The sequence below is a fragment of the Mycobacterium attenuatum genome, from assembly GCF_900566085.1.
Classification (GTDB): domain Bacteria; phylum Actinomycetota; class Actinomycetes; order Mycobacteriales; family Mycobacteriaceae; genus Mycobacterium; species Mycobacterium attenuatum.
Map to the genome: position 1 here is coordinate 34,551 of NZ_UPHT01000129.1, position 19,858 is coordinate 54,408.

Below are 19,858 nucleotides of genomic sequence, written 5' to 3' on the forward strand. Positions count from 1 at the left end.
GCGCTTGCAGGACGTCAAAAATAGAGAATCGAGGCGAGCAGCGGCCGTGGCCAACATAAGTTCACCGTTCGGGCAAAACGAATGGCTGGTCGAGGAGATGTACCGCAAGTTCCGCGACGACCCCTCCTCGGTCGATCCAAGCTGGCACGAGTTCCTGGTTGACTACAACCCCGAGCCGACGCAGAGCGCCGCGGCCCCCGCCGACAATCAGCAAGCTGCGACCCTCCCGCCGGTCGAGCCCGCTCGCCCCACGGCAAAACCCGCCGCGGAGCCGGCCGGCAACGGCTTACCCGCCGCTGCTCCAACCAAGGCCGCTGCGCCGCCGCCGGCCGAAGGCGACGAGCTGCAGGTGCTGCGCGGCGCCGCGGCGGCCGTCGTCAAGAACATGTCGGCGTCGCTGGACGTGCCGACGGCGACCAGTGTCCGCGCCGTTCCGGCCAAACTGTTGATCGACAACCGGATCGTTATCAACAACCAGCTCAAGCGAAACCGCGGCGGCAAGATCTCCTTCACCCACCTGCTGGGCTATGCGCTGGTTCAGGCGGTCAAGCAGTTCCCCAACATGAACCGTCATTACACCGTGGTCGACGGCAAGCCCAACGTCGTCACCCCGGCGCATACCAATCTGGGCCTGGCGATCGACCTGCAGGGCAAAGACGGCAAGCGCTCGCTGGTGGTGGCCGGCATCAAGCGGTGCGAGACCATGCGATTCGCTCAGTTCGTCACCGCGTACGAAGACATCGTGCGTCGCGCCCGGGACGGCAAGCTGACCGCCGAAGACTTTGCCGGCGTGACGATTTCGCTGACCAACCCGGGCACCATCGGCACCGTGCACTCGGTGCCCCGGCTGATGGCCGGGCAAGGCGCCATCATCGGCGTCGGCGCGATGGAATACCCGGCCGAATTTCAGGGAGCCAGCCAGGAGCGCATCGCCGAGCTGGGCATCGGCAAACTGATCACGCTGACGTCGACCTACGACCACCGCATCATCCAGGGCGCGGAATCCGGGGACTTCCTGCGCATCATCCACCAGATGCTGCTCGCCGACGACTTCTGGGACGAGATCTTCCGCGAGCTGGGCATCCCCTACCTGCCGGTGCGCTGGCGCCCTGACAACCCGGACTCGATCGTCGACAAGAATCCCCGGGTCATCGAGCTCATTGCCGCCTACCGCAACCGCGGGCACCTGATGGCCGACATCGACCCGCTGCGGCTGGACAAGACCCGGTTCCGCAGCCACCCCGACCTCGATGTGTGCTCGCACGGCCTGACGCTGTGGGACCTCGACCGGATGTTCAAGGTCGACGGCTGCTTCGGCGGATCGCCCTACATGAAACTGCGCGACGTGCTGTCGATCCTGCGCGACGCGTACTGCCGCCACGTCGGCGTCGAGTACACCCACATCCTCGAACCCGAACAACAGCAGTGGCTACAGCAGCGAGTTGAAGCTAAACACGTCAAACCGACTGTGGCCCAACAGAAATACATCTTGAGCAAGCTCAACGCCGCGGAAGCGTTCGAGACGTTCCTGCAGACCAAATACGTTGGACAGAAACGGTTCTCGCTGGAAGGCGCCGAAAGCGTGATTCCAATGATGGACGCGGCCATCGACCAGTGCGCCGAGCACGGTCTCGACGAGGTGGTCATCGGGATGCCGCACCGCGGCCGGCTCAACGTGCTGGCCAACATCGTCGGCAAGCCGTACTCGCAGATCTTCACCGAGTTCGAGGGCAACCTGAACCCGTCGCAAGCGCATGGCTCCGGTGACGTCAAATATCACCTCGGCGCCACCGGCGTGTACCTGCAGATGTTCGGCGACAACGATATTCAGGTCTCTCTGACCGCCAACCCGTCGCACCTGGAGGCCGTCGACCCGGTGCTGGAGGGCCTGGTCCGGGCCAAGCAGGATCTGCTGGATTCCGACGGCGAACAACGCTTCTCCGTGGTGCCGATGATGCTGCACGGTGACGCCGCCTTCGCCGGCCAGGGTGTGGTGGCCGAGACGTTGAACCTGACGAATCTGCCCGGCTACCGGGTCGGCGGAACCATCCACATCATCGTCAACAACCAGATCGGTTTCACCACCGCGCCGGAGTATTCGCGGTCCAGCGAGTACTGCACCGACGTGGCCAAGATGATCGGCGCGCCGATCTTTCACGTCAACGGCGACGACCCGGAGGCTTGCGAGTGGGTGGCGCGGCTGGCTGTGGACTTCCGCCAGGAATTCCACAAGGACGTCGTCATCGACATGCTGTGCTACCGGCGCCGCGGGCACAACGAGGGCGACGACCCGTCGATGACCAACCCCTTCATGTACGACGTTGTCGACACCAAGCGCGGCGCCCGCAAGAGCTACACCGAAGCCTTGATCGGCCGCGGCGACATCTCGCTCAAGGAAGCCGAGGACGCGCTGCGCGATTACCAGGGTCAGCTGGAGCGGGTGTTCAACGAGGTCCGCGAGCTGGAGAAGCACGCCGTGCAGCCCAGCATGTCGGTGGAGTCCGAGCAGCAGGTTCCGCGGGGCCTGGCCACCGCGGTGGACAAGGCGCTGCTGGCCCGCATCGGCGACGCGTTCCTGGCATTGCCCGACGGATTCACCCCGCACCCGCGCGTCCAACCGGTGCTGGAAAAGCGTCGGGAAATGGCCTACGAGGGCAAGATCGACTGGGCCTTCGCCGAACTGCTGGCGCTGGGGTCACTGGTGGCCGAGGGCAAGTTGGTGCGCTTTTCCGGGCAGGACACCCGCCGCGGCACGTTCTCGCAGCGGCACTCGGTGATCATCGACCGCAATACCGGTGCGGAGTTCACGCCGCTGCAGCTGCTGGCCACCACCAAGGACGGCACTCCCACCGGCGGCAAGTTCCTGGTGTACGACTCGCCATTGTCGGAGTACGCCGCCGTCGGCTTCGAATACGGCTACACCGTGGGCAACCCCGACGCCCTGGTGCTGTGGGAGGCGCAGTTCGGTGACTTCGTCAACGGCGCACAGTCGATCATCGACGAGTTCATCAGCTCCGGTGAGGCCAAGTGGGGCCAGTTGTCCAACGTGGTGCTGCTGCTGCCGCACGGACACGAGGGGCAGGGGCCTGACCACACCTCCGGGCGCATCGAGCGCTTCCTGCAGCTGTGGGCCGAGGGGTCGATGACGATCGCGGTGCCGTCAACCCCGTCGAACTACTTCCACCTGTTGCGCCGCCACGCGCTCGACGGGATCATGCGCCCGCTGATCGTGTTCACGCCCAAGTCGATGCTGCGCAACAAGGCGGCGGTCAGCGACATCAAGGACTTCACCGAGATCAAGTTCCGTTCGGTGTTAGAAGAGCCGACCTACGAAGACGGCATCGGTGACCGCAGCAAGGTTGCGAGGATCCTGCTGACCAGCGGCAAGGTCTACTACGAGCTGGCCGCGCGCAAGGCCAAGGACGGCCGTGACGACATCGCGATCGTTCGGATCGAGCAGCTGGCTCCGCTGCCCAAGCGTCGGCTCAACGAGACGCTGGACCGATACGCCAACGCCACCGAATTCTTCTGGGTCCAGGAGGAGCCGGCCAACCAGGGTGCGTGGCCGCGATTCGGCCTCGAGCTGCCAGAGCTGTTGCCCGACAAGCTAACCGGGCTCAAGCGGATTTCCCGACGGGCCATGTCGGCGCCGTCGTCGGGCTCGTCGAAGGTGCATGCCGTCGAGCAGCAGGAGATCCTCGACACGGCGTTCGGGTAGTCGAGCCTCGCGCTCGACGACGATGCGCCGCGCAACGACGCGCGGCGAGGTCCCCCCGCGTGCGGGACGCCACCGACCAGCGAATGGTCCGCAAGCTCACCACCAATGTGGGCCGCAAAACCCTTGAAGTCGAAGCCGTTGCCGCGAGCGTGTACACAGTTCGACGACACGCCGATGGCCATCGCGCTCAGTGCACGCTGGTGAAGACGAGCAGCGTCCGCGGCCGCCGCCACATGCGACACCGCGAACCTCCTACACCAGTAGGCACCCACGCATCGCAACGAGAAGGTGAATCGCACTCCCTCCCAGGCGCACCGCGGCCGGCTTTGATCCACAACGGTGAGCGCCCGGGCCTTCGCCGCCTCTGCGGCTCAGCCACCCGCCATTACCAGTTACCTGCGGTACCGGTTAACCTCGAGGAAAGACGACAGAGGGAGGGTGCTCAATGCAGGGGTTCGCCGGAAAAGTCGCCGTGGTGACGGGCGCGGGATCGGGCATCGGACGGGCGCTGGCCCTCGAACTGGGCCGCTCCGGCGCCAGCCTGGCGATCAGCGACGTCGACAGCGACGGGCTGGCGCAGACCGAGGAAATGCTCAAGGCGATCGGCGCCCCCGTCAAGGCGGACCGGCTCGACGTCACCGAACGCGAGGCCGTTCTGGCCTACGCCGGCGCCGTCAACGAACACTTCGGCAAGGTGAACCAGATCTACAACAACGCCGGCATCGGCCACACCGGCGACATCGAGGTCTGCGAATTCAAGGACATCGACCGGGTGATGGACGTCGATTTCGGAGGTGTGCTCAACGGCACCAAGGCGTTTCTGCCGTATCTGATCGCGTCCGGGGACGGCCACGTCATCAATATCTCCAGCGTGTTCGGATTGTTCTCCTGTGCCGGACAAGCGGCCTACAACGCGGCGAAGTTCGCCGTCCGCGGGTTCACGGAGGCGCTGCGCCAGGAAATGATCCTGGCCGGCCATCCGGTCGGGGTGACCACGGTGCACCCGGGCGGCATCAAAACCGCGATCGCCCGCAACGCCACCGCCGCCGAGGGGCTCGATGCGGCCGAATTGGCCAAGCTGTTCGACAAGCGGGCAGCGCGCACCAGTCCGGAGCAGGCCGCCAAGGTCATTCTCGACGCGGTACGCAAGAACAAGGCGCGCGTGCTCGTCGGTCCCGATGCCAAGGTGTTGGACCTGGTGGTGCGGGCGACCGGTTCGGGATATCAGCGGCTATTCATGCCGATATTCGGCAAGTTGATTCCGGCGCCGCATCGCTGATCCTGTATCGAGCCTGCAGCGACGGCGTCGAGCCTACGCTCACCACGCAACTTGGTCCTTGGATTCAGGCGGTCGCAGGGTCGATGACCCAGCCGACCTTCGCGGGCAGGCTGCGAACGCGTAGGCGCTCGATGGCTTCTTCTCGCCGATCCCTTCATGAGATCGGCGGTGATTGGATTAATGCAGCCGGGCCTCGCCTAAGTCTAAGTGCGGTCTTTTCGGCCAGGTGGTCTTGACGGTAGGCCCATCCGGTCGTGCGGGTGCGGCTGAATCGCCCGATTTCCCTTGGTTTGGCAACGGTAGGGCCTGGCCTTCTCGCGCGCATTCCCAGGTTCCACTGCTTCGGCGAAAAGCTCTGAACGGCAACAGGATCCGTTGCCGGTGAGCACTTCGTTTACCACGATCAGGGCATCTGCGAAGAAGGCATTATCGCGGCCCAAAAACATCTAACCGCGTTCACCGAGTTGAATCTCCCCGACAAGGCCAATCCGAACCCGATCAAGACAGCACGTCAGATGCGAAAGATCGAGCCTAGGCAGGGCCGGTTGCCCCGAAACGCCTCAGCCATCCGAATCGTCTTCGCTCAAGTCGCCTTCGCTCGAATCGCCTTGAGACCACTCGTCGTCGTGAAGCAGAGCGGGGTCTGTTCCTGCTCGCAACATTTCATCGTGTTCCTGTTGACGAGCGAGGGCTTCGGTTAGTTGAGCTTGCCTCAAATGGAGAAGCGCTTCTAGTTGTTCAATCCTTTCGTTATTGTTATTGTTATTGTTATTGTTGTCGTAGTTGTAATTATTGTCGTTATTGTTGTAATTATCGTTGTTGTTGTTGTTCGTGAATTCGTTGGTGCCGCCAGCGGGGCCGGTGCTTTCGCCTTGAGCACCAATGTTGTTCGGGTCGGTGGTATCGCCTTGATTCGTTCCGTTGGTCGAGTTATCGATGTTCCCGCCAGCGGCGGGTTCATTTGCGCAGGGATTGAGCTTAAACCCGTCATGAGCGGCCAGGGTAATTGCGAGTCTGCCGACATTGATGTCAGCGCCGTTAGCGATGGCAGCGGTGCCGCCAGGGGGACTGATGGCGTTCACGGCAGCGCCCAATCCGCTGGTAAGTGCAATTGCTCCGAGCGCTACACCGGCGGCGCGCTGGCGCCGGCGCTGCCTGGGGCGTCGCGCCGGTAGAATTGAATCGCGTTTCCCCGACATCATGCGGCCTTGCGATGTCGGATCATTGGACGGCATATTCATACGCATGGTGAAACCTTTCATCATTGAACAGAAATGAATTCGTTCTGGTGACGGTCTTGGAAAGGAATACGGAAGCGCGATTGAACTCATCTTGACGTTGCCAGCATCATTACCAGCAAGCTAGCTAGCTACACGCCAACATCTGCTTTAAGTCATGCTGTAGATCTCCCGCGTCTCAGGCGACTTGCGCTAAATCTAAAGTTCACAGCGTAAAATATCTGTCCCCTGATTGTCGGGTGAGATCTGTCCCCCGATTAGCGGATAGGGCTGTCCCCTGATTTGAACCAGCTGTTAGCCCTTGACACGTTTTCGCGATTCAGGGCGCCGTGACGAATTGGCCAGTGCGCAGCTGCGCAAGAGCGAGCAGTGCCCGGCGGCTAGCGCGCCAGCCGGATCGACAAGCCTAGCGGTCGCTTCGGATGGATGCGCAATTCTCTTCCCGATCCGCCACAGTGGCGGTAGACGTCGATGACGAACTCGGGTGTCTGCACGGTGAGGTTGGTGCCGTTGCGGTTTCACACAGCAGCGCTGTGCTCCTAGCCTCCACTGCCCGGCCGGATGCTCCCGGCGGCACCAGACGGCTCGTGTAGCGCTACGTGTGATGGGCGTGTTCGTGCGTGTCCACCCATACGTCAAGTTCCAGCAGCGCTTCGGTGTACCTGGTCATGGTTGTACTGCTAATGGATGCTCGAACAGGCTCACGCAGACCTTCGCAGTTCTGATCGACAGCCATGGGCTAGACATGCCGGAAGCGGGCGGCCGCGGCCACCACGCACCCGCACGCCAACCACGAAAGGACGGTTCAGCCGTTCAGCGTGCGAATCAACGCCCGACGGCGACCCAATTCAAGCGGACGCGTTGGCTCGTCGCGTTCGCCTGTCGGACACCTCTCCTGAAAGGCCGAAAACCGCAAAATCTCAACGGCCCAGCGGATGCTCGCCCAGCCACGCGGCAGCCACCGCCTGCGGGTCGGCTCCGCCGGCCACCTGGCGACGCATCTCTATCAGGGCGGCGGTGTCCAGCACGCCGGCGACCTCGTTGAGGGCCAGCCGTTGCCGATCAGTCAGAGCGTTGCGGCGATACAGCGGCACCACATTCTCGGCCTGAATCAGCGCGTCCTTACCGTCGTTCAGCACCACGAGATCGGCGGGGTTCGCGGGATTGGCGGTGGTTGTCCATCCCGCAGTCAGCTGCCCGGCACGTAACGCGGCCAACATCATTGGGTAGTCAGCGAATTCACGCGGCGTGGGCAGCCGGCACGATCCCACCGCAGCCGGCGGGTGAGCACCGGCGAGCATCCCGACGACCAACCCGTCACAGTGACGCGGCAACAGGTCCAGCTCGTTACCGCCCCAGGCCGTCGAAGTTGCCGGCGTCACCACCAGCGCGGGCTTGTCTTCGGCGGCGGTGGCATAGTCGCCGGCGGCCAGGCCCTCGGGTAGCGCGGCGATCATCGCTTGGTAGACGGGCTTGTCGGAAAGGGCCGACGCGCCGGGCTGCAAGCTCTGCAACACCTGACCGGTGTATGCCGGCACGACGACGAAGACCCCGGAATCCAGGTTCGTCATCGGGTCAGCGGCGGTGTCGCCCCGCGCGGCAAAACCATACGACCGCAACGCGGCCACATAGATGTCGGCCAGCAGCGTCGATTCGGCGTCAGGCCGGGATCCGACCACCAATTCCGCCGAGCGATTGCCGGCGCCGCCGACGCAGCCGGCCACCGCGAACACGGCCGCGAGCAGCAGCGGGGCCAGCCTGCCGATCCTCACACCGCGGTATCTGAGGGCTCTACCGCGAGAGCCACCGCCTTGGCCACCGCGTCCCCGACGCGCAAGTCCAGCGGGCTCGGAACGATCCGGTCGAGGGCCAGGTCGTCGCTGACGACCGAGTAGATCGCCTCGGCTGCGGCCACCATCATCTTCTCGGTGATTTGGCGCGCGCCTGCGTCCAGCGCGCCGCGGAATATCCCGGGGAACGCGAGCACATTGTTGATCTGGTTGGGAAAGTCGCTGCGGCCGGTGGCCACCACCGCCGCGTACTTGGCCGCAACCTCGGGATGGATTTCCGGGTCCGGGTTGGACAGCGCGAAGACAATCCCGTCGGGCGCCATGGTGGCGATCAATTCTTCAGGGACCACGCCGGCCGACACCCCGAGGAAAACGTCGGCGCCGTCGAGCGCCTCTACCAGGCCGCCGGTGCGACCGTCGGGATTGGTGTGTTGCGCCATCTCGACCTTGACGCTGTTCATGTCGTCGCGCCCGGTGTGCAGGATCCCGCGCGAGTCGAGCACCGTGATGTCCAAAACACCCATGGCCAGAAGAAGGTTCGTGCACGCGACACCCGCGGCCCCCGCGCCCGACACCGCCACCCGCAGCGAGGACATGTCGCGGCCGAGCAACTTGGTGGCACCCATCAGCGCGGCCAGCACGACGATCGCGGTGCCGTGCTGGTCGTCATGCATCACCGGGCAGTCAAGCGCCTCGACGAGCCGTCGCTCGATCTCGAAACAGCGTGGTGCGGAGATGTCCTCGAGGTTGACGGCGCCGAACGTCGGCCGCATCCGCACCAGGGTTTCGACGATCTCGTCGGGATCTTTGGTGTCCAGCACGATCGGGATCGCGTTCAGCCCGCCATACGCCTGGAATAGGGCGCACTTGCCCTCCATCACCGGCAGCGAGGCCGCGGGTCCGATGTCGCCGAGTCCGAGGACCGCGCTGCCATCGCTGACGACAGCCACCAGCCGGTTCGCCCAGGTGTAGCGCGCAGCCAAGGTCTGATCGGCGGCGATCGCCCGGCTGACCTGGGCCACGCCGGGGGTATAGGCGATCGACAGAGCACGCTGGGTGTCCAGCGGCGCCTTCAGCGCGACCGAGAGCTTCCCCGCTGCGTGCGCCTCGAAAATCTCCTCATTTCCGATCACGATCGGTGGCGGCACGATTCTTGGCACCGCATCAGGGTACTGTGCCCGGCCCGGCCGCTGTTCCTGGGCCGTGCGGTTGGACAGGCAGTTGGGCGGGTGTCAGCACGACCCGAGCACGACCCGGGCCGCGCCGATTTTCGGCGGACCGACGGAGCAGGAACACCGGCACCGCCGGCCACAACCAGGACCGGACGGCTGGCCGGAAATTCGCTCAGATCAGCTTCAGTTCGGTGACCGCGGTGCGTTCGTCGGCCAGCTCAGCCGTCGACTTATCGATGCGGCCGCGGGAGAACTCGTCGATCTCCAAGCCCTGAACGATCGTCCAATTACCGTCCTTGGTGGTCACCGGGAACGACGAGATCAACCCCTCCGGGACACCGTAGGAACCGTCGGAGAGGACCGCCATCGATACCCAGTCGTCCGCGGGCGTGCCCAGTAGCCAGTCTCGGGCGGCATCGATCGTCGCCGAGGCGGCCGAGGCGGCCGAGGAGGCACCGCGCGCTTCGATGACAGCTGCGCCGCGTTTGGCGACGGTCGGAATGAAGTCGTTCTCGATCCAGGACTGATCGCCCACCACCTCGGCCGCGTTCTTGCCGCTGATCTCAGCGTGGAAGACGTCGGGATACTGGGTGGCCGAGTGGTTGCCCCAGATCGTCATCTTCTTGATGTCGGTGACCTTCACGCCGGTCTTCTTGGCCAGCTGCGAGATCGCCCGGTTGTGGTCTAGACGGGTCAGCGCGGTAAAGCGCTCGCGCGGAATGTCGGGGGCATTGCTCATCGCGATCAGCGCGTTGGTGTTGGCCGGGTTGCCGGTCACGCCGACGCGGACGTCCGCGGCGGCAACCTCGTTAAGCGCCTTGCCCTGAGCGGTGAAAATTGCGCCGTTGGCCTCGAGTAGGTCACCGCGCTCCATACCCTTGGTGCGCGGGCGGGCGCCGACGAGCAGGGCCAGGTTCACGCCGTCGAAGATCTTGGTGGCGGCTGCGCCGATTTCGACGCCGGCCAGCAGCGGAAACGCGCAGTCGTCGAGTTCCATCACCACACCCTCGAGCGCCTTGAGCGCCGGCTCGATCTCCAGCAGCCGCAACTCGATCGGGCGGTCGGGACCCAGCAGCGAGCCGCTGGCCAGGCGGAACAACAGGCTGTAGCCGATCTGGCCGGCAGCACCGGTGACGGCGACCTTGAGGGGACTTGCGCTCACGTCGGTTCGCTCCTTGTTGGGAGATGTCTGCGTAACAGAGGTTCACAGGCTTGCGGAGGTTCGGGTATCGGGTCGAAACTAGCGCACCGGCCCTGTCCGCAATCTATGGACCCGCGCCGGCACCGCTCCTGCCGCGTTGACGTGGTTAAACGGCGTAGCATGGACCACCGCCCGGTCAGACCTGCGCTGCGATCGGAGGCTGAGGATGTTTCAAGGATTTGACGCGCTGCCCGAATCGCTGCGGACGGTCGCGCGATCGCGGCCGCAGCACGTCCATCCCACGCCCAGTTCCCCAACGCAGGCGCTGGTGGACTGCGGCGTGTACGTCGACGGCCGGCGGATGCCAGGCAAATACGCCTACACCGATGCCGTCCGCGAGGTGCGCGAGCGGGAACTCGAAGGCGAACAGGCGTTCGTGTGGATCGGGCTGCACGAGCCCAACCATCACCAGATGCAAGACGTCGCAGACGTTTTCGGGCTGCACCCGCTGGCCGTCGAGGACGCCGTGCACGCCCACCAGCGGCCCAAACTGGAGCGCTACGACGAGACGCTGGTCCTCGTGCTGAAGACCGTCAACTACGTACCACACGACTCGGTGGTGCTCGCCCGCGAGATCGTCGAAACCGGCGAGATCATGATCTTCGTCGGCGATGACTTCGTCATCACGGTCCGGCATGGGGAACACGGCGGACTGTCGGATGTGCGCAAGCGGATGGACGCCGATCCCCAACACCTGCGGCTGGGACCGTATGCGGTGATGCACGCCATCGCCGACTACGTCGTCGACCATTACCTGGCAGTCACGTCGCTGATCGAAACCGACATCGACAACATTGAGGAAGTAGCCTTCGCACCCGGCAGCAAGCTGGACGTCGAACCGATCTACCTGCTCAAGCGCGAGGTGCTCGAGCTGCGCCGCTGCGTCAATCCGCTTTCGGCTGCGTTCCAGCGGATGCAGACCGAGAACAAGGACCTGATCTCCAAAGAGGTCCGGCGCTACCTGCGCGACGTCGCCGATCACCAAACCGAAGCCGCCGAGCAGATCGCCAGTTACGACGACATGCTCAACTCCCTGATACAGGCCGCGCTGGCCCGGGTCGGCATGCAACAGAACATGGACATGCGCAAGATCTCGGCCTGGGCGGGCATCATCGCGGTGCCGACCATGATTGCGGGCATCTACGGTATGAACTTCCACTTCATGCCCGAGCTGGACTCCAGGTGGGGTTACCCGGCGGTGATCAGCAGCATGGTCCTCGTCTGCCTGTTCCTTTACCTCAGTTTCCGCAACCGCAAGTGGCTCTGACGGCGCCGAGCGTGAGCCGACGGCGCCGAGCGTGAGCCAACGGCGGGCATTCTCGCGATTCCGCCGCCCTGGATACACGTTGGACGCCACAGACGCACACTCGACGCCAACCGCAGACAGCTCCGCCGAAAATCACCGAGCAACGGGAATAGTCACGTTGACCCCGGAGCCGGCATCGAAGACGACCAGCTTGCTGGTGTCGAAAGCCAACTCGATCGACTGTCCGATTACCGCCTTGGATTCCGCGGAAACCCTTGCCGCGAACTGGTTTTCGCGTACTTCGCCCTGAGCCTCCAGCTCATCCAACTGCGCCGACTGCACCGCCGGGGCCGAGGTGGTGAAGTAGACGTACTTGTCGGCGCCCAACGCTTCGACCAGGTCGACGCTGACCTGAAAAGTCAGTGCCTTGATGCGTTGATAGGCATCGATGAGTGCCGCGTCCTGAATGTGCTCGGGCCGCACGCCGGCGATGACGTGCTCGGGTTCGGGGTGCGTGGCGATCAGCTCTTGCACCTCCGGCGCCAATGCCACCTCACCGAAGGGCAAGGTCAGGCCCGTCGACGTCAGAGTCGCGGGAAAGAAATTCATTGTCGGTGAGCCAATGAAGCCTGCCACAAACACATTGGCCGGGTGCTCGTAAAGCTCAGTCGGCGTGCCGATCTGCTGCGCCACGCCGCCGTGCATCACCACCACCCGATCACCGAGCGTCATGGCTTCGGTCTGGTCATGTGTGACGTAGACGGTGGTGGTGCCCAGCCTCTTCTGCAGCCGGGCGATCTCGCCCCGCATTTGGACCCGCAGTTTGGCGTCCAGGTTCGACAGCGGCTCGTCCATCAGGAATGCCTTGGGATGACGCACAATCGCCCGGCCCATCGCGACCCGCTGGCGCTGCCCGCCCGACAACTGCGACGGCTTGCGATCCAGAAGCTCGGTCAGGTCAAGGATTTTGGCCGTCTCGGAAACCTTCTGCGCGATGTCGGCCTTTTTCATCTTTGCCAGGGTCAACGGGAACGCGATATTCTGCCGCACGGTCATATGCGGATAGAGCGCATACGACTGGAACACCATGGCGATATCGCGGTCTTTGGGCGCCTTCTCATTGACCCGTTGACCATCGATGCGCAGTTCTCCCGAGGAGATATCCTCAAGTCCGGCAATCATGTTCAGTGTGGTGGTCTTGCCGCACCCGGACGGCCCGACAAGAATCAGAAATTCGCCGTCGGCGATAGTGAGGCTCAGGTCGTCGACCGCCATTGCGCCGTGGGGATAACTCTTGCTGACGTGCTCGAGCACAATCTCGGCCATTGCGCTATCCCTTCACAGCCCCGGAAGTCAAGCCGGCGACAATCCGTCGTTGGAAGACGAGAACGAAGACGATGATCGGAACCGTGATCACCATAGCGCCGGCCGCAATCGAACCTGTCGGCTCCTCGAATTGGGAACTGCCGGTGAAGTTCGCAATTGCCACCGGCGCGGTGATCGCCGCCTTGGTAGCGGTCAGCGACAGCGCGAGCAACAGGTCGTTCCAGGCGAAAATGAACACCAGGATCGCGGCCGTCACCAGCCCCGGAGCCGCCAGCGGCGCGATCACCTTGCGGAAGGCCTGCCCCGGCGTCGCACCGTCCATCTTGGCCGCTTTCTCCAGCTCCCACGGGACCTCCCGGAAGAAGGCCGACAGCGTGTAGATGGCAAGTGGCAGAGCGAAAGTGATGTACGGCAGGATCAGCCCCGGCCAGGTGTCGAACAGTCCGACAGCGCGTTCGATATTGAACAGCGGTGTCACTAACGAGATTGCCGGGAACATGGTGATCAGCAGCGTCGCGCCGATCAGCGCCCGCTTGCCTGGAAACTCCAGCCGGGCCACGGCATAGGCAGCCATCGCACCGAGCAGCACCGCAATCACGGTGGTGGTCACCCCGATTCCGATGGAGTTGATCAGCGCCGAGCTGAAGAACTCGCCCCGGAATACGCCGCGATAATTGTCTAGGGTCACCGACGCCGGAATTAGCTTGCCGTCCTTGACACTTGACGTTGGTTTGAGCGACAAGCTGAAAATCCACAGCACCGGAAGCACCGCGTACGCCCCGACCAACACGTCAATGACTACCCAGGCCACGGTGCGACGGGCGCTCAACGACTCAGCGGCCATCGACATCACTCCCTGGAGTCCCTGGAGCTGCAGCGCCGAGCAGCTTGATGAAAACAAGCGCGATGATGCCCACGCAACAGAAGATCAACACGCTGATCGCCGAGCCGATACCAACGTTGAACCCCTTGAACAGGTTGTCGTAGCCCAGGATTGACACCGACTCGGTATCGTTCTCACCACCGGTCAGCACATAGATGTTGTCGAAGATGCGAAAAGCATCGAGAGTCCGAAACAGCAGTGCCACGACAACCGCCGGCTTGATGATCGGCAGGGTGACCTTCGTCAGCCGGCGCCAAGCGCCGGCCCCGTCAATCTGCGCGGCCCGCAACAGGTCCTCGGGCACCAGCGCCAGCCCCGCCAGCAACAGCAGCGACATGAACGGTGTCGTCTTCCACACCTCGGCGACCACGACCACGCCCAGGGAGGACACCTGGTGGGTCAGCGGCGCACTACCCTGCGGCAGCAGGTTGGCCAGGTATCCGGCGCCCGGCGTCCAGGCGTAGTACCAGCTGTACGACGCGACCACCGTGACGATGCCGTAGGGGATCAGCACCGCGGTGCGCACCAGCCCGCGGCCGATCATGGTGCGGTGCATCACCAGCGCCAGCGCCAGGCCCAACACGAACTCCAACGTCACCGATACCACCGTGATCGCCAGCGTCACCGCCAGCGCCGTCCACCAATACCGGTCGGTCAGAATGGTTCGGTAGTTGTCCAATCCGATGAACGCGGTGTCGTTGGGAGCAGCCAGGTTGTTGCGCTGCAGGCTGAGCCACACCGCATAACCGATCGGGTAGCCGGTCACCGCCAGCATTAACAGCGCCGCCGGGGCCACCAAGGTGAACGCCAGTCGCTGCTCGGCTCGGCGGTTCTCCGAGCGCGCCGATCTTGCCGTCATGGCAGCAGGCCCTTGCCGTCGATGGCCTTCTGCACCTGCGCGGTGATCTCATCGGCGGTGCGTTCCGGATCGATCTCGGTGACCGGACTCAGTGCGGCCGCCAACCGCAGCGACACCGCCTGGTAGGCCGGCGTCGCGGGACGCACGGCGGCGTCGGTGAGCTGCTGCCGGATGATCTCGTACATCGGATACTTCGCCTGGAACTGGGGGTCTGAATACAGCGAGGCCCGCACCGCGGGCAGGCCGCCCTGGATTGAGATGTATTTCTGGTTCGCCAGGTTGCGCAGGCATCGGACCACTTCGAACGCTTCGGCTTTATGGCGGGTCGTGCTGGCCACGGCCAGATTCAGCCCACCGATGGTCACCTTGGCCGGTCGGCCCGGCACGACCCCGGGATAGGGGGCGAAGCCGAGCACCTTTGTGCTGGCCTGATAGGCGATGCGGAACTGTTCGTCGCTGGGCACGAAGGCGCCGACGCTGTTGACGGTTCCGGCGAGCTCGGGAAGGCGGTTGAGCGCCAGAAAAGGCACCCCACCCTTGACGGCGTTCTCCACCATTGAGGCGAACACGTATGGCCAGTTGACCTCCAAGGCGGCCTTGCCCTGTTCGAACGCCAGGCGAGCCGTTCCCTCCTCCGCGCGGCTGATCGACGGGTCGGCTCCAGGTGCGGTGGCCACCGATTGCAGGATCCGCAGCGCGGCGACGGTGGCGGCCCGATGAGCGGGGGTGTCGGTCAGGGTGACCCGTTTGCCGTCCTCGTCGAGCACCTGACCACCGACACTGGCCAGCACGGTGTTGAACCACACCACCAGACCTTCGCCCTGATTGGCCTGCGCCGCGATCCAGCTCGGTTGACCAGCGGCACGCAAGCCGGCCGCCGCCGCCAGCATGCCATTCCAGTCCGCCGGCGGTTGCGGGACCAAATCCGGCCGATACCAGAGTAATTGGGTATTGGTCGTGACGGGTGCGGCGTAGAGCCGGTGCTTCCACATCGCGGTTCTGACCGGACCCGGCAGCGTGTCGGACGTGGCGTCGAACTCGGTCAGTCCGGCGGGGTCCGCCGACAACGGCAGCGTCCATCCGGCTTCGGCGAACTCGGCTGTCCAGACGACGTCCATCGCCATCACGTCCAGGGTGTGGTCATTTCCGGTGAGCCGCCGGGCCAATTGCAGCCGCTGCTGGTCGGGTGAGCGAGGCAGGCTCACGTGCTCGATGACGTATCGGCCCCCGGCTTGCTGGGTGCAGCGTTGCGCGACGGCGGTGAACGTTGCCCCGTCGGTAGCCGGGGTGTAGAAGCTGAGAACCAATCCGTGGCTGCGCGACGTGCAGGCCGAGACCGCCGACGCGACCGTCAGCGCCCCCACCGCGGCCGCGGACAGCCGCCGCCACACGTTCGCCTTCGGCACCGGTGTCAGATGGCCAAACGCGCCAGCAGATCGCGTGCCTTCTCGGCGTTTTGGGGATCGCACAGAACGTCGTAGCGGCCCGCCACCAATTGCATGGTGGAGCTGAAATCCCGCGTGCCGCGAGCCATCGCGTAAGGCACCGCGGATGTGATCAACCCGAAGAAAACCCCGGCAACCAAACCGGTGACCAGCGCGGCCCACGGGTTGGGACTGAAGAAGCCGAGCACCAAACCGATGAACAAGCCCAGCCAAGCGCCGCTGAGCACGCCGCCACCGAGCACTTTTGGCCAGGTCAGCCTGCCCGTCACCCGTTCCACCTGCATGAGGTCGACCCCGACGATGGTCACCTGCTGAACCGGAAATTCCTGCTCCGACAAGTAATCGACGGCGCGCTGCGCCTCGGCGTATGTCGGGTAGGACCCGACCGGCCAGCCTTTGGGCGGGGTGGGCAATCCGGGCACCGCGCGTCGACCGGCAGCCCCCGTAGGCGGTGTAGCACCGGGAACCTGTCCCGGCTGGAATGGGCTAGTCATCGCTTCTCATTCTCCTCTGAACTCCTGCGCCCTCCGGTTGCCCTGCGTGCCCTCGTCATCGTTTCACCTTCGGGACGTCCGCGCATTATCGGGACGAGCGCGAACCGGTCTGCTCGCACGCGGTGTCACTCGCCTCCCGGGGTGATCGCAGGCGGGCGTCGATTCCGCCCGGTCGACTAGGTTGGTCACCATGACAGCTTCCGGCGGCTCTTCCGACGACGGTGCCCACGACGGCACGGCGTCACCTCCCGCTGCCGCTGAGCAGGGCTCGGAGCGGCCCGGTTCTCCTATTTCCGGTGCGCCGTGGGCAGCCCCCGAAACATCGGCGCCGCCCGCCGCATACCCGCCCGCGTACCCGCCGTTCGGTTCTCCGGCGGCGTATCCGTCGGGTGCGGGATATCCGGACTATCCGGGATATGCGGGACCGATTCCGCCGGAAAGCTATGCGCCGCCGGGATATTCGCCGTACCCAGCGCCGCCGGCAGGCCACCCCGGCTCATACCCCGCACCGGTGGCATCGCCGTACGGCGGATCCCCACCGGGGTACCCACCGCCCTCCTACCCGGGCGGCAATTACCCGCCTTCGTACCCGCCGGCGGACTACATGGGTGGCTCGTACTCCCCGTACTCCGCGTTGGGCCCAGCGATGCCGGGCACCAACACCATGGCGATCGTCTCGCTGGTGTCGTCGTTTGTGGGCGTGTTCTGCTGCATTGGCTCGATCGTGTCGATCGTGGTGGGAACGATTGCGCTCAACCAGATCAAGCAGACCCGGGAAGACGGCTACGGGCTGGCGGTTGCCGGCATCGTCATCGCCATTGCGACGCTGCTGGTCTATCTGATCGTCGTTATCTTCAGCCTGCCCTCGCATTAAGGATTGGAAAGCACCCGTTAGCTACCGCGATCGGGCTGCCTACGCTCTCAGTCATGGGCACGGTCAACAGGGTGTATGTGGCACGGCTGTCACGAATGATGGTGCTGGGCCCGCTCGGCGAATCCTTCGGCCGGGTCCGCGACGTCGTGATCAGCATCAGCATTATCCGCCAGCAACCACGTGTACTGGGACTGGTGGTCGATTTGGCCACCCGCCGCAGCATCTTCATCCCGATTCTGCGAGTCGCCGCCATCGAGCCGGATGCGGTGACGCTGTCCAGCGGCAACGTGTCCTTGCGCCACTTCGAGCAGCGGCCGGGCGAGGTCCTGGCGATCGGCCAGGTACTCGACACACCGGTCAAGGTCAGTGATCCCGCGCTGCCGGAACTCGCCAACGCCGACGTGGTGGTGACCGACCTGGGCATCGAGCAAACCCGAACCCGCGACTGGATGGTGACCAGAGTGGCCGTCCGCAGCCACCGACGGCTGGGACGGCGCGGACCGGTACACATCGTGGACTGGCAATACGTGCGCGGACTGACCCCGTCGGCGTTGGCCATGCCGGGTCAGGCCGTGGCGCAACTGCTGGACCAGTTCGAAGGACGGCGCCCGGTCGACGTCGCCGACGCCATCCGCGGGCTCCCATCCAAACGCCGCTACGAGGTGTTCCGGGCGCTGGACAACGAACGGCTGGCTGACATTCTGCAGGAGCTGCCCGAATCCGATCAGGCCGACGTGCTGTCCCAACTGGGCACCGACCGCGCTGCCGATGTGCTCGAGGAGATGGAACCCGACGACGCCGCCGACCTGCTGGGGGTGCTGAATCCGACCGACGCCGAGACATTGCTGACCCGAATGGATCCCGACGACTCCAACTCGGTGCGACGGCTGCTGACGCACTCTCCCGATACCGCCGGCGGGCTAATGACCTCCAACCCGGTGGTTCTCACTCCCGACACCTCGGTAGCCGAAGCGCTGGCCCGCGTCCGCGATCCCGACCTGACGCCGGCGCTGTCGTCCATGGTCTTCGTGGCACGTCCGCCGACGGCCACCCCGACCGGCCACTATCTGGGTTGCGTGCAACTGCAGCGACTACTTCGCGAGCCGCCGGCCGAGCTGGTGGGCGGGATCGTCGACACCGATCTGCTGACCCTGACGCCGGATACGGCGCTGGCCGCGGTAACGCGTTATTTCGCCGCCTACAACCTGGTGTGCGGCCCGGTGGTCGATGATCAGAGCCATCTATTGGGCGCGGTGACTGTCGACGACCTGCTCGATCATCTACTGCCCCATGACTGGCGCGTGGACGTCCAGCAACTCGATCCCGCCGGCCGACCCGCCAAATTTGGAGGAACCCCGTGAGCAAGCCCCCAGCGCCGCGGCGGCTGTACACCCCCCGGACCTCGCGCAGGTTCGCGCCTCGGCTCGATCCCGAGACCGTCGGGCAGATCACTGAACGCATCGCCAGATTCTTCGGCACCGGCCGCTACCTGCTGCTGCAAACCCTTATGGTGCTGACCTGGATCGCGGTGAACCTCTTCGCCGCCCACTGGCGCTGGGATCCCTACCCGTTCATCCTGCTCAATCTGGCCTTTTCCACCCAGGCGGCCTATGCGGCGCCGCTGATTCTGCTGGCCCAGAATCGCCAGGAAAACCGAGACCGTGTTGCCTTGGAAGAGGACCGGCGGCGCGCCGCACAGACCAAGGCCGACACCGAATACCTTGCGCGCGAGCTGGCTGCCCTTCGGTTGGCCATCGGCGAGGTCCCGACGCGAGACTACCTGCGGCACGAACTGGAAAGCTTGCGTACCCTGATGGCCGATCTACAGTTGCCCGGAGCGGACACCGATCCGGCCCGGGCAACTGACGGGACGGAGCGCCGGGCAAGGAAATCGCTGTGAGAACCAACTCCGCCATTGCGCCACTCCCGTCACAAGAGTTATGTATGGTGATCTAGTTCACGAAGCTAAGAAGCATAGTTATTCGACGGCTCGCATAATTGAGGACGGTCGAGGTGCGCATAGGGGGCCGCTGGGGTGCTCACCCGGCCGTTACTGAAGGCGCCATCCGCTTGTGGGATTCGGTACGCCAGCGGGCGCTGCGCCTGACCAAGTCACCGGCATTCGGCCTAGCCATGATCACCCCCCTGGTGTTCGCCGGAGCGGTCAGCGGCGCGGCACCCACATCCCACGGAAGGACGCCGTCGGCGCGCACCGCCATCACGCCGATGGCCGCCGTCGCCCCGTCCCCCCTCGTCGACCTGTCCGGCCCCACCGTGATCGCCGTGCCGCGGCCACCGACCGGCTTCCACGTCGCCGCGGCACGGCGATCACG

General features: G+C 64.7%; 15 protein-coding genes and 1 pseudogene. 7 read left to right on the top strand and 9 right to left on the bottom strand.

Annotation, left to right across the window (positions count from 1 at the left end):
* Positions 1–46: 46 nt before the first annotated feature.
* Both EET13_RS20725 and EET13_RS20730 read left to right on the top strand, forming a co-directional pair.
* A complete protein-coding gene (locus tag EET13_RS20725) occupies positions 47–3,718 on the top strand; it encodes a multifunctional oxoglutarate decarboxylase/oxoglutarate dehydrogenase thiamine pyrophosphate-binding subunit/dihydrolipoyllysine-residue succinyltransferase subunit (protein ID WP_122444032.1) in 3,672 nt (1,223 codons plus the stop codon).
* A gap of 445 nt (positions 3,719–4,163) precedes the next feature.
* The gene (locus EET13_RS20730) at positions 4,164–4,997 is read left to right on the top strand and encodes an SDR family NAD(P)-dependent oxidoreductase (protein WP_122444033.1); all 834 of its coding nucleotides are present in this window, start codon (positions 4,164–4,166) and stop codon (positions 4,995–4,997) included.
* Positions 4,998–5,557: 560 nt separating this feature from the next.
* Here the strand turns inward: EET13_RS20730 and EET13_RS20735 are convergent.
* From EET13_RS20735 to EET13_RS20750, 4 genes are all read right to left on the bottom strand, one after another.
* Positions 5,558–6,259 (bottom strand): hypothetical protein, encoded by a 702-nt coding sequence (locus EET13_RS20735; protein WP_211189108.1) that lies wholly within the window; start codon positions 6,257–6,259, stop codon positions 5,558–5,560.
* An 896-nt stretch (positions 6,260–7,155) separates the two neighbouring features.
* On the bottom strand, positions 7,156–8,007 hold the full coding sequence (locus EET13_RS20740; protein WP_122444035.1) for a glycine betaine ABC transporter substrate-binding protein: 852 nt from the start codon (positions 8,005–8,007) through the stop codon (positions 7,156–7,158).
* Complete coding sequence (locus EET13_RS20745) at positions 8,004–9,185, bottom strand: NAD(P)-dependent malic enzyme (RefSeq protein ID WP_122444036.1); 1,182 nt, start codon at positions 9,183–9,185, stop codon at positions 8,004–8,006. Before EET13_RS20745 ends, EET13_RS20740 begins: the two co-directional genes overlap by 4 nt.
* Positions 9,186–9,369: 184 nt before the next feature.
* Positions 9,370–10,359, bottom strand: coding sequence for a malate dehydrogenase (locus tag EET13_RS20750; RefSeq protein WP_122444037.1), 990 nt, complete (start codon positions 10,357–10,359; stop codon positions 9,370–9,372).
* A gap of 205 nt (positions 10,360–10,564) precedes the next feature.
* On the opposite strand from EET13_RS20750, the gene corA reads away from it, so the two are divergent.
* Positions 10,565–11,665: a magnesium/cobalt transporter CorA gene (corA, locus tag EET13_RS20755; RefSeq protein ID WP_122444038.1), complete on the top strand. Its 1,101-nt coding sequence runs from the start codon at positions 10,565–10,567 to the stop codon at positions 11,663–11,665.
* Between the two features lie 132 nt (positions 11,666–11,797).
* On the opposite strand, the gene EET13_RS20760 is transcribed toward corA, so the two are convergent.
* The 5 genes from EET13_RS20760 to EET13_RS20780 are packed head-to-tail and all read right to left on the bottom strand — an operon-like array spanning position 11,798 to position 16,651.
* Entirely contained in the window at positions 11,798–12,970 is a 1,173-nt protein-coding gene (locus EET13_RS20760; RefSeq protein WP_122444039.1) for an ABC transporter ATP-binding protein, read from the bottom strand.
* Positions 12,971–12,974: 4 nt separating this feature from the next.
* Entirely contained in the window at positions 12,975–13,799 is an 825-nt protein-coding gene (locus EET13_RS20765) for a carbohydrate ABC transporter permease (protein WP_122444052.1), read from the bottom strand.
* Positions 13,800–13,803: 4 nt separating this feature from the next.
* Positions 13,804–14,712, bottom strand: coding sequence for a carbohydrate ABC transporter permease (locus EET13_RS20770; protein WP_122444040.1), 909 nt, complete (start codon positions 14,710–14,712; stop codon positions 13,804–13,806).
* Positions 14,709–16,118, bottom strand: coding sequence for an extracellular solute-binding protein (locus EET13_RS20775; RefSeq protein ID WP_122444041.1), 1,410 nt, complete (start codon positions 16,116–16,118; stop codon positions 14,709–14,711). The genes EET13_RS20770 and EET13_RS20775 overlap by 4 nt, the downstream gene beginning before the upstream one ends.
* Positions 16,119–16,123: 5 nt before the next feature.
* Positions 16,124–16,651 (bottom strand): general stress protein, encoded by a 528-nt coding sequence (locus tag EET13_RS20780; RefSeq protein ID WP_122444042.1) that lies wholly within the window; start codon positions 16,649–16,651, stop codon positions 16,124–16,126.
* A gap of 190 nt (positions 16,652–16,841) precedes the next feature.
* On the opposite strand from EET13_RS20780, the gene EET13_RS20785 reads away from it, so the two are divergent.
* The 4 genes and pseudogenes from EET13_RS20785 to EET13_RS20800 form a co-directional block, all read left to right on the top strand.
* Positions 16,842–17,525: a DUF4190 domain-containing protein gene (locus EET13_RS20785; protein WP_122444043.1), complete on the top strand. Its 684-nt coding sequence runs from the start codon at positions 16,842–16,844 to the stop codon at positions 17,523–17,525.
* Positions 17,526–17,578: 53 nt separating this feature from the next.
* Positions 17,579–18,886, top strand: a complete 1,308-nt coding sequence (locus tag EET13_RS20790; protein ID WP_122444044.1) for a magnesium transporter MgtE N-terminal domain-containing protein — start codon at positions 17,579–17,581, stop codon at positions 18,884–18,886.
* Positions 18,883–19,425, top strand: a complete 543-nt coding sequence (locus EET13_RS20795) for a DUF1003 domain-containing protein (protein WP_122444045.1) — start codon at positions 18,883–18,885, stop codon at positions 19,423–19,425. Before EET13_RS20790 ends, EET13_RS20795 begins: the two co-directional genes overlap by 4 nt.
* 170 nt (positions 19,426–19,595) lie before the next feature.
* Positions 19,596–19,858: pseudogene (locus tag EET13_RS20800) on the top strand (hypothetical protein); the annotation flags it as partial.

Excerpts from the sequence above, each read along its gene's own strand:
- EET13_RS20730 (WP_122444033.1), top strand. The coding sequence starts at position 4,164 with ATGCAGGGGTTCGCCGGAAAAGTCGCCGTGGTGACGGGCGCGGGATCG.
- EET13_RS20790 (WP_122444044.1), top strand. The coding sequence starts at position 17,579 with ATGGGCACGGTCAACAGGGTGTATGTGGCACGGCTGTCACGAATGATG.
- EET13_RS20780 (WP_122444042.1), bottom strand. The coding sequence starts at position 16,651 with ATGACTAGCCCATTCCAGCCGGGACAGGTTCCCGGTGCTACACCGCCT.
- EET13_RS20735 (WP_211189108.1), bottom strand. The coding sequence starts at position 6,259 with ATGAAAGGTTTCACCATGCGTATGAATATGCCGTCCAATGATCCGACA.
- EET13_RS20770 (WP_122444040.1), bottom strand. The coding sequence starts at position 14,712 with ATGACGGCAAGATCGGCGCGCTCGGAGAACCGCCGAGCCGAGCAGCGA.
- EET13_RS20760 (WP_122444039.1), bottom strand. The coding sequence starts at position 12,970 with ATGGCCGAGATTGTGCTCGAGCACGTCAGCAAGAGTTATCCCCACGGC.
- corA (WP_122444038.1), top strand. The coding sequence starts at position 10,565 with ATGTTTCAAGGATTTGACGCGCTGCCCGAATCGCTGCGGACGGTCGCG.
- EET13_RS20785 (WP_122444043.1), top strand. The coding sequence starts at position 16,842 with ATGACAGCTTCCGGCGGCTCTTCCGACGACGGTGCCCACGACGGCACG.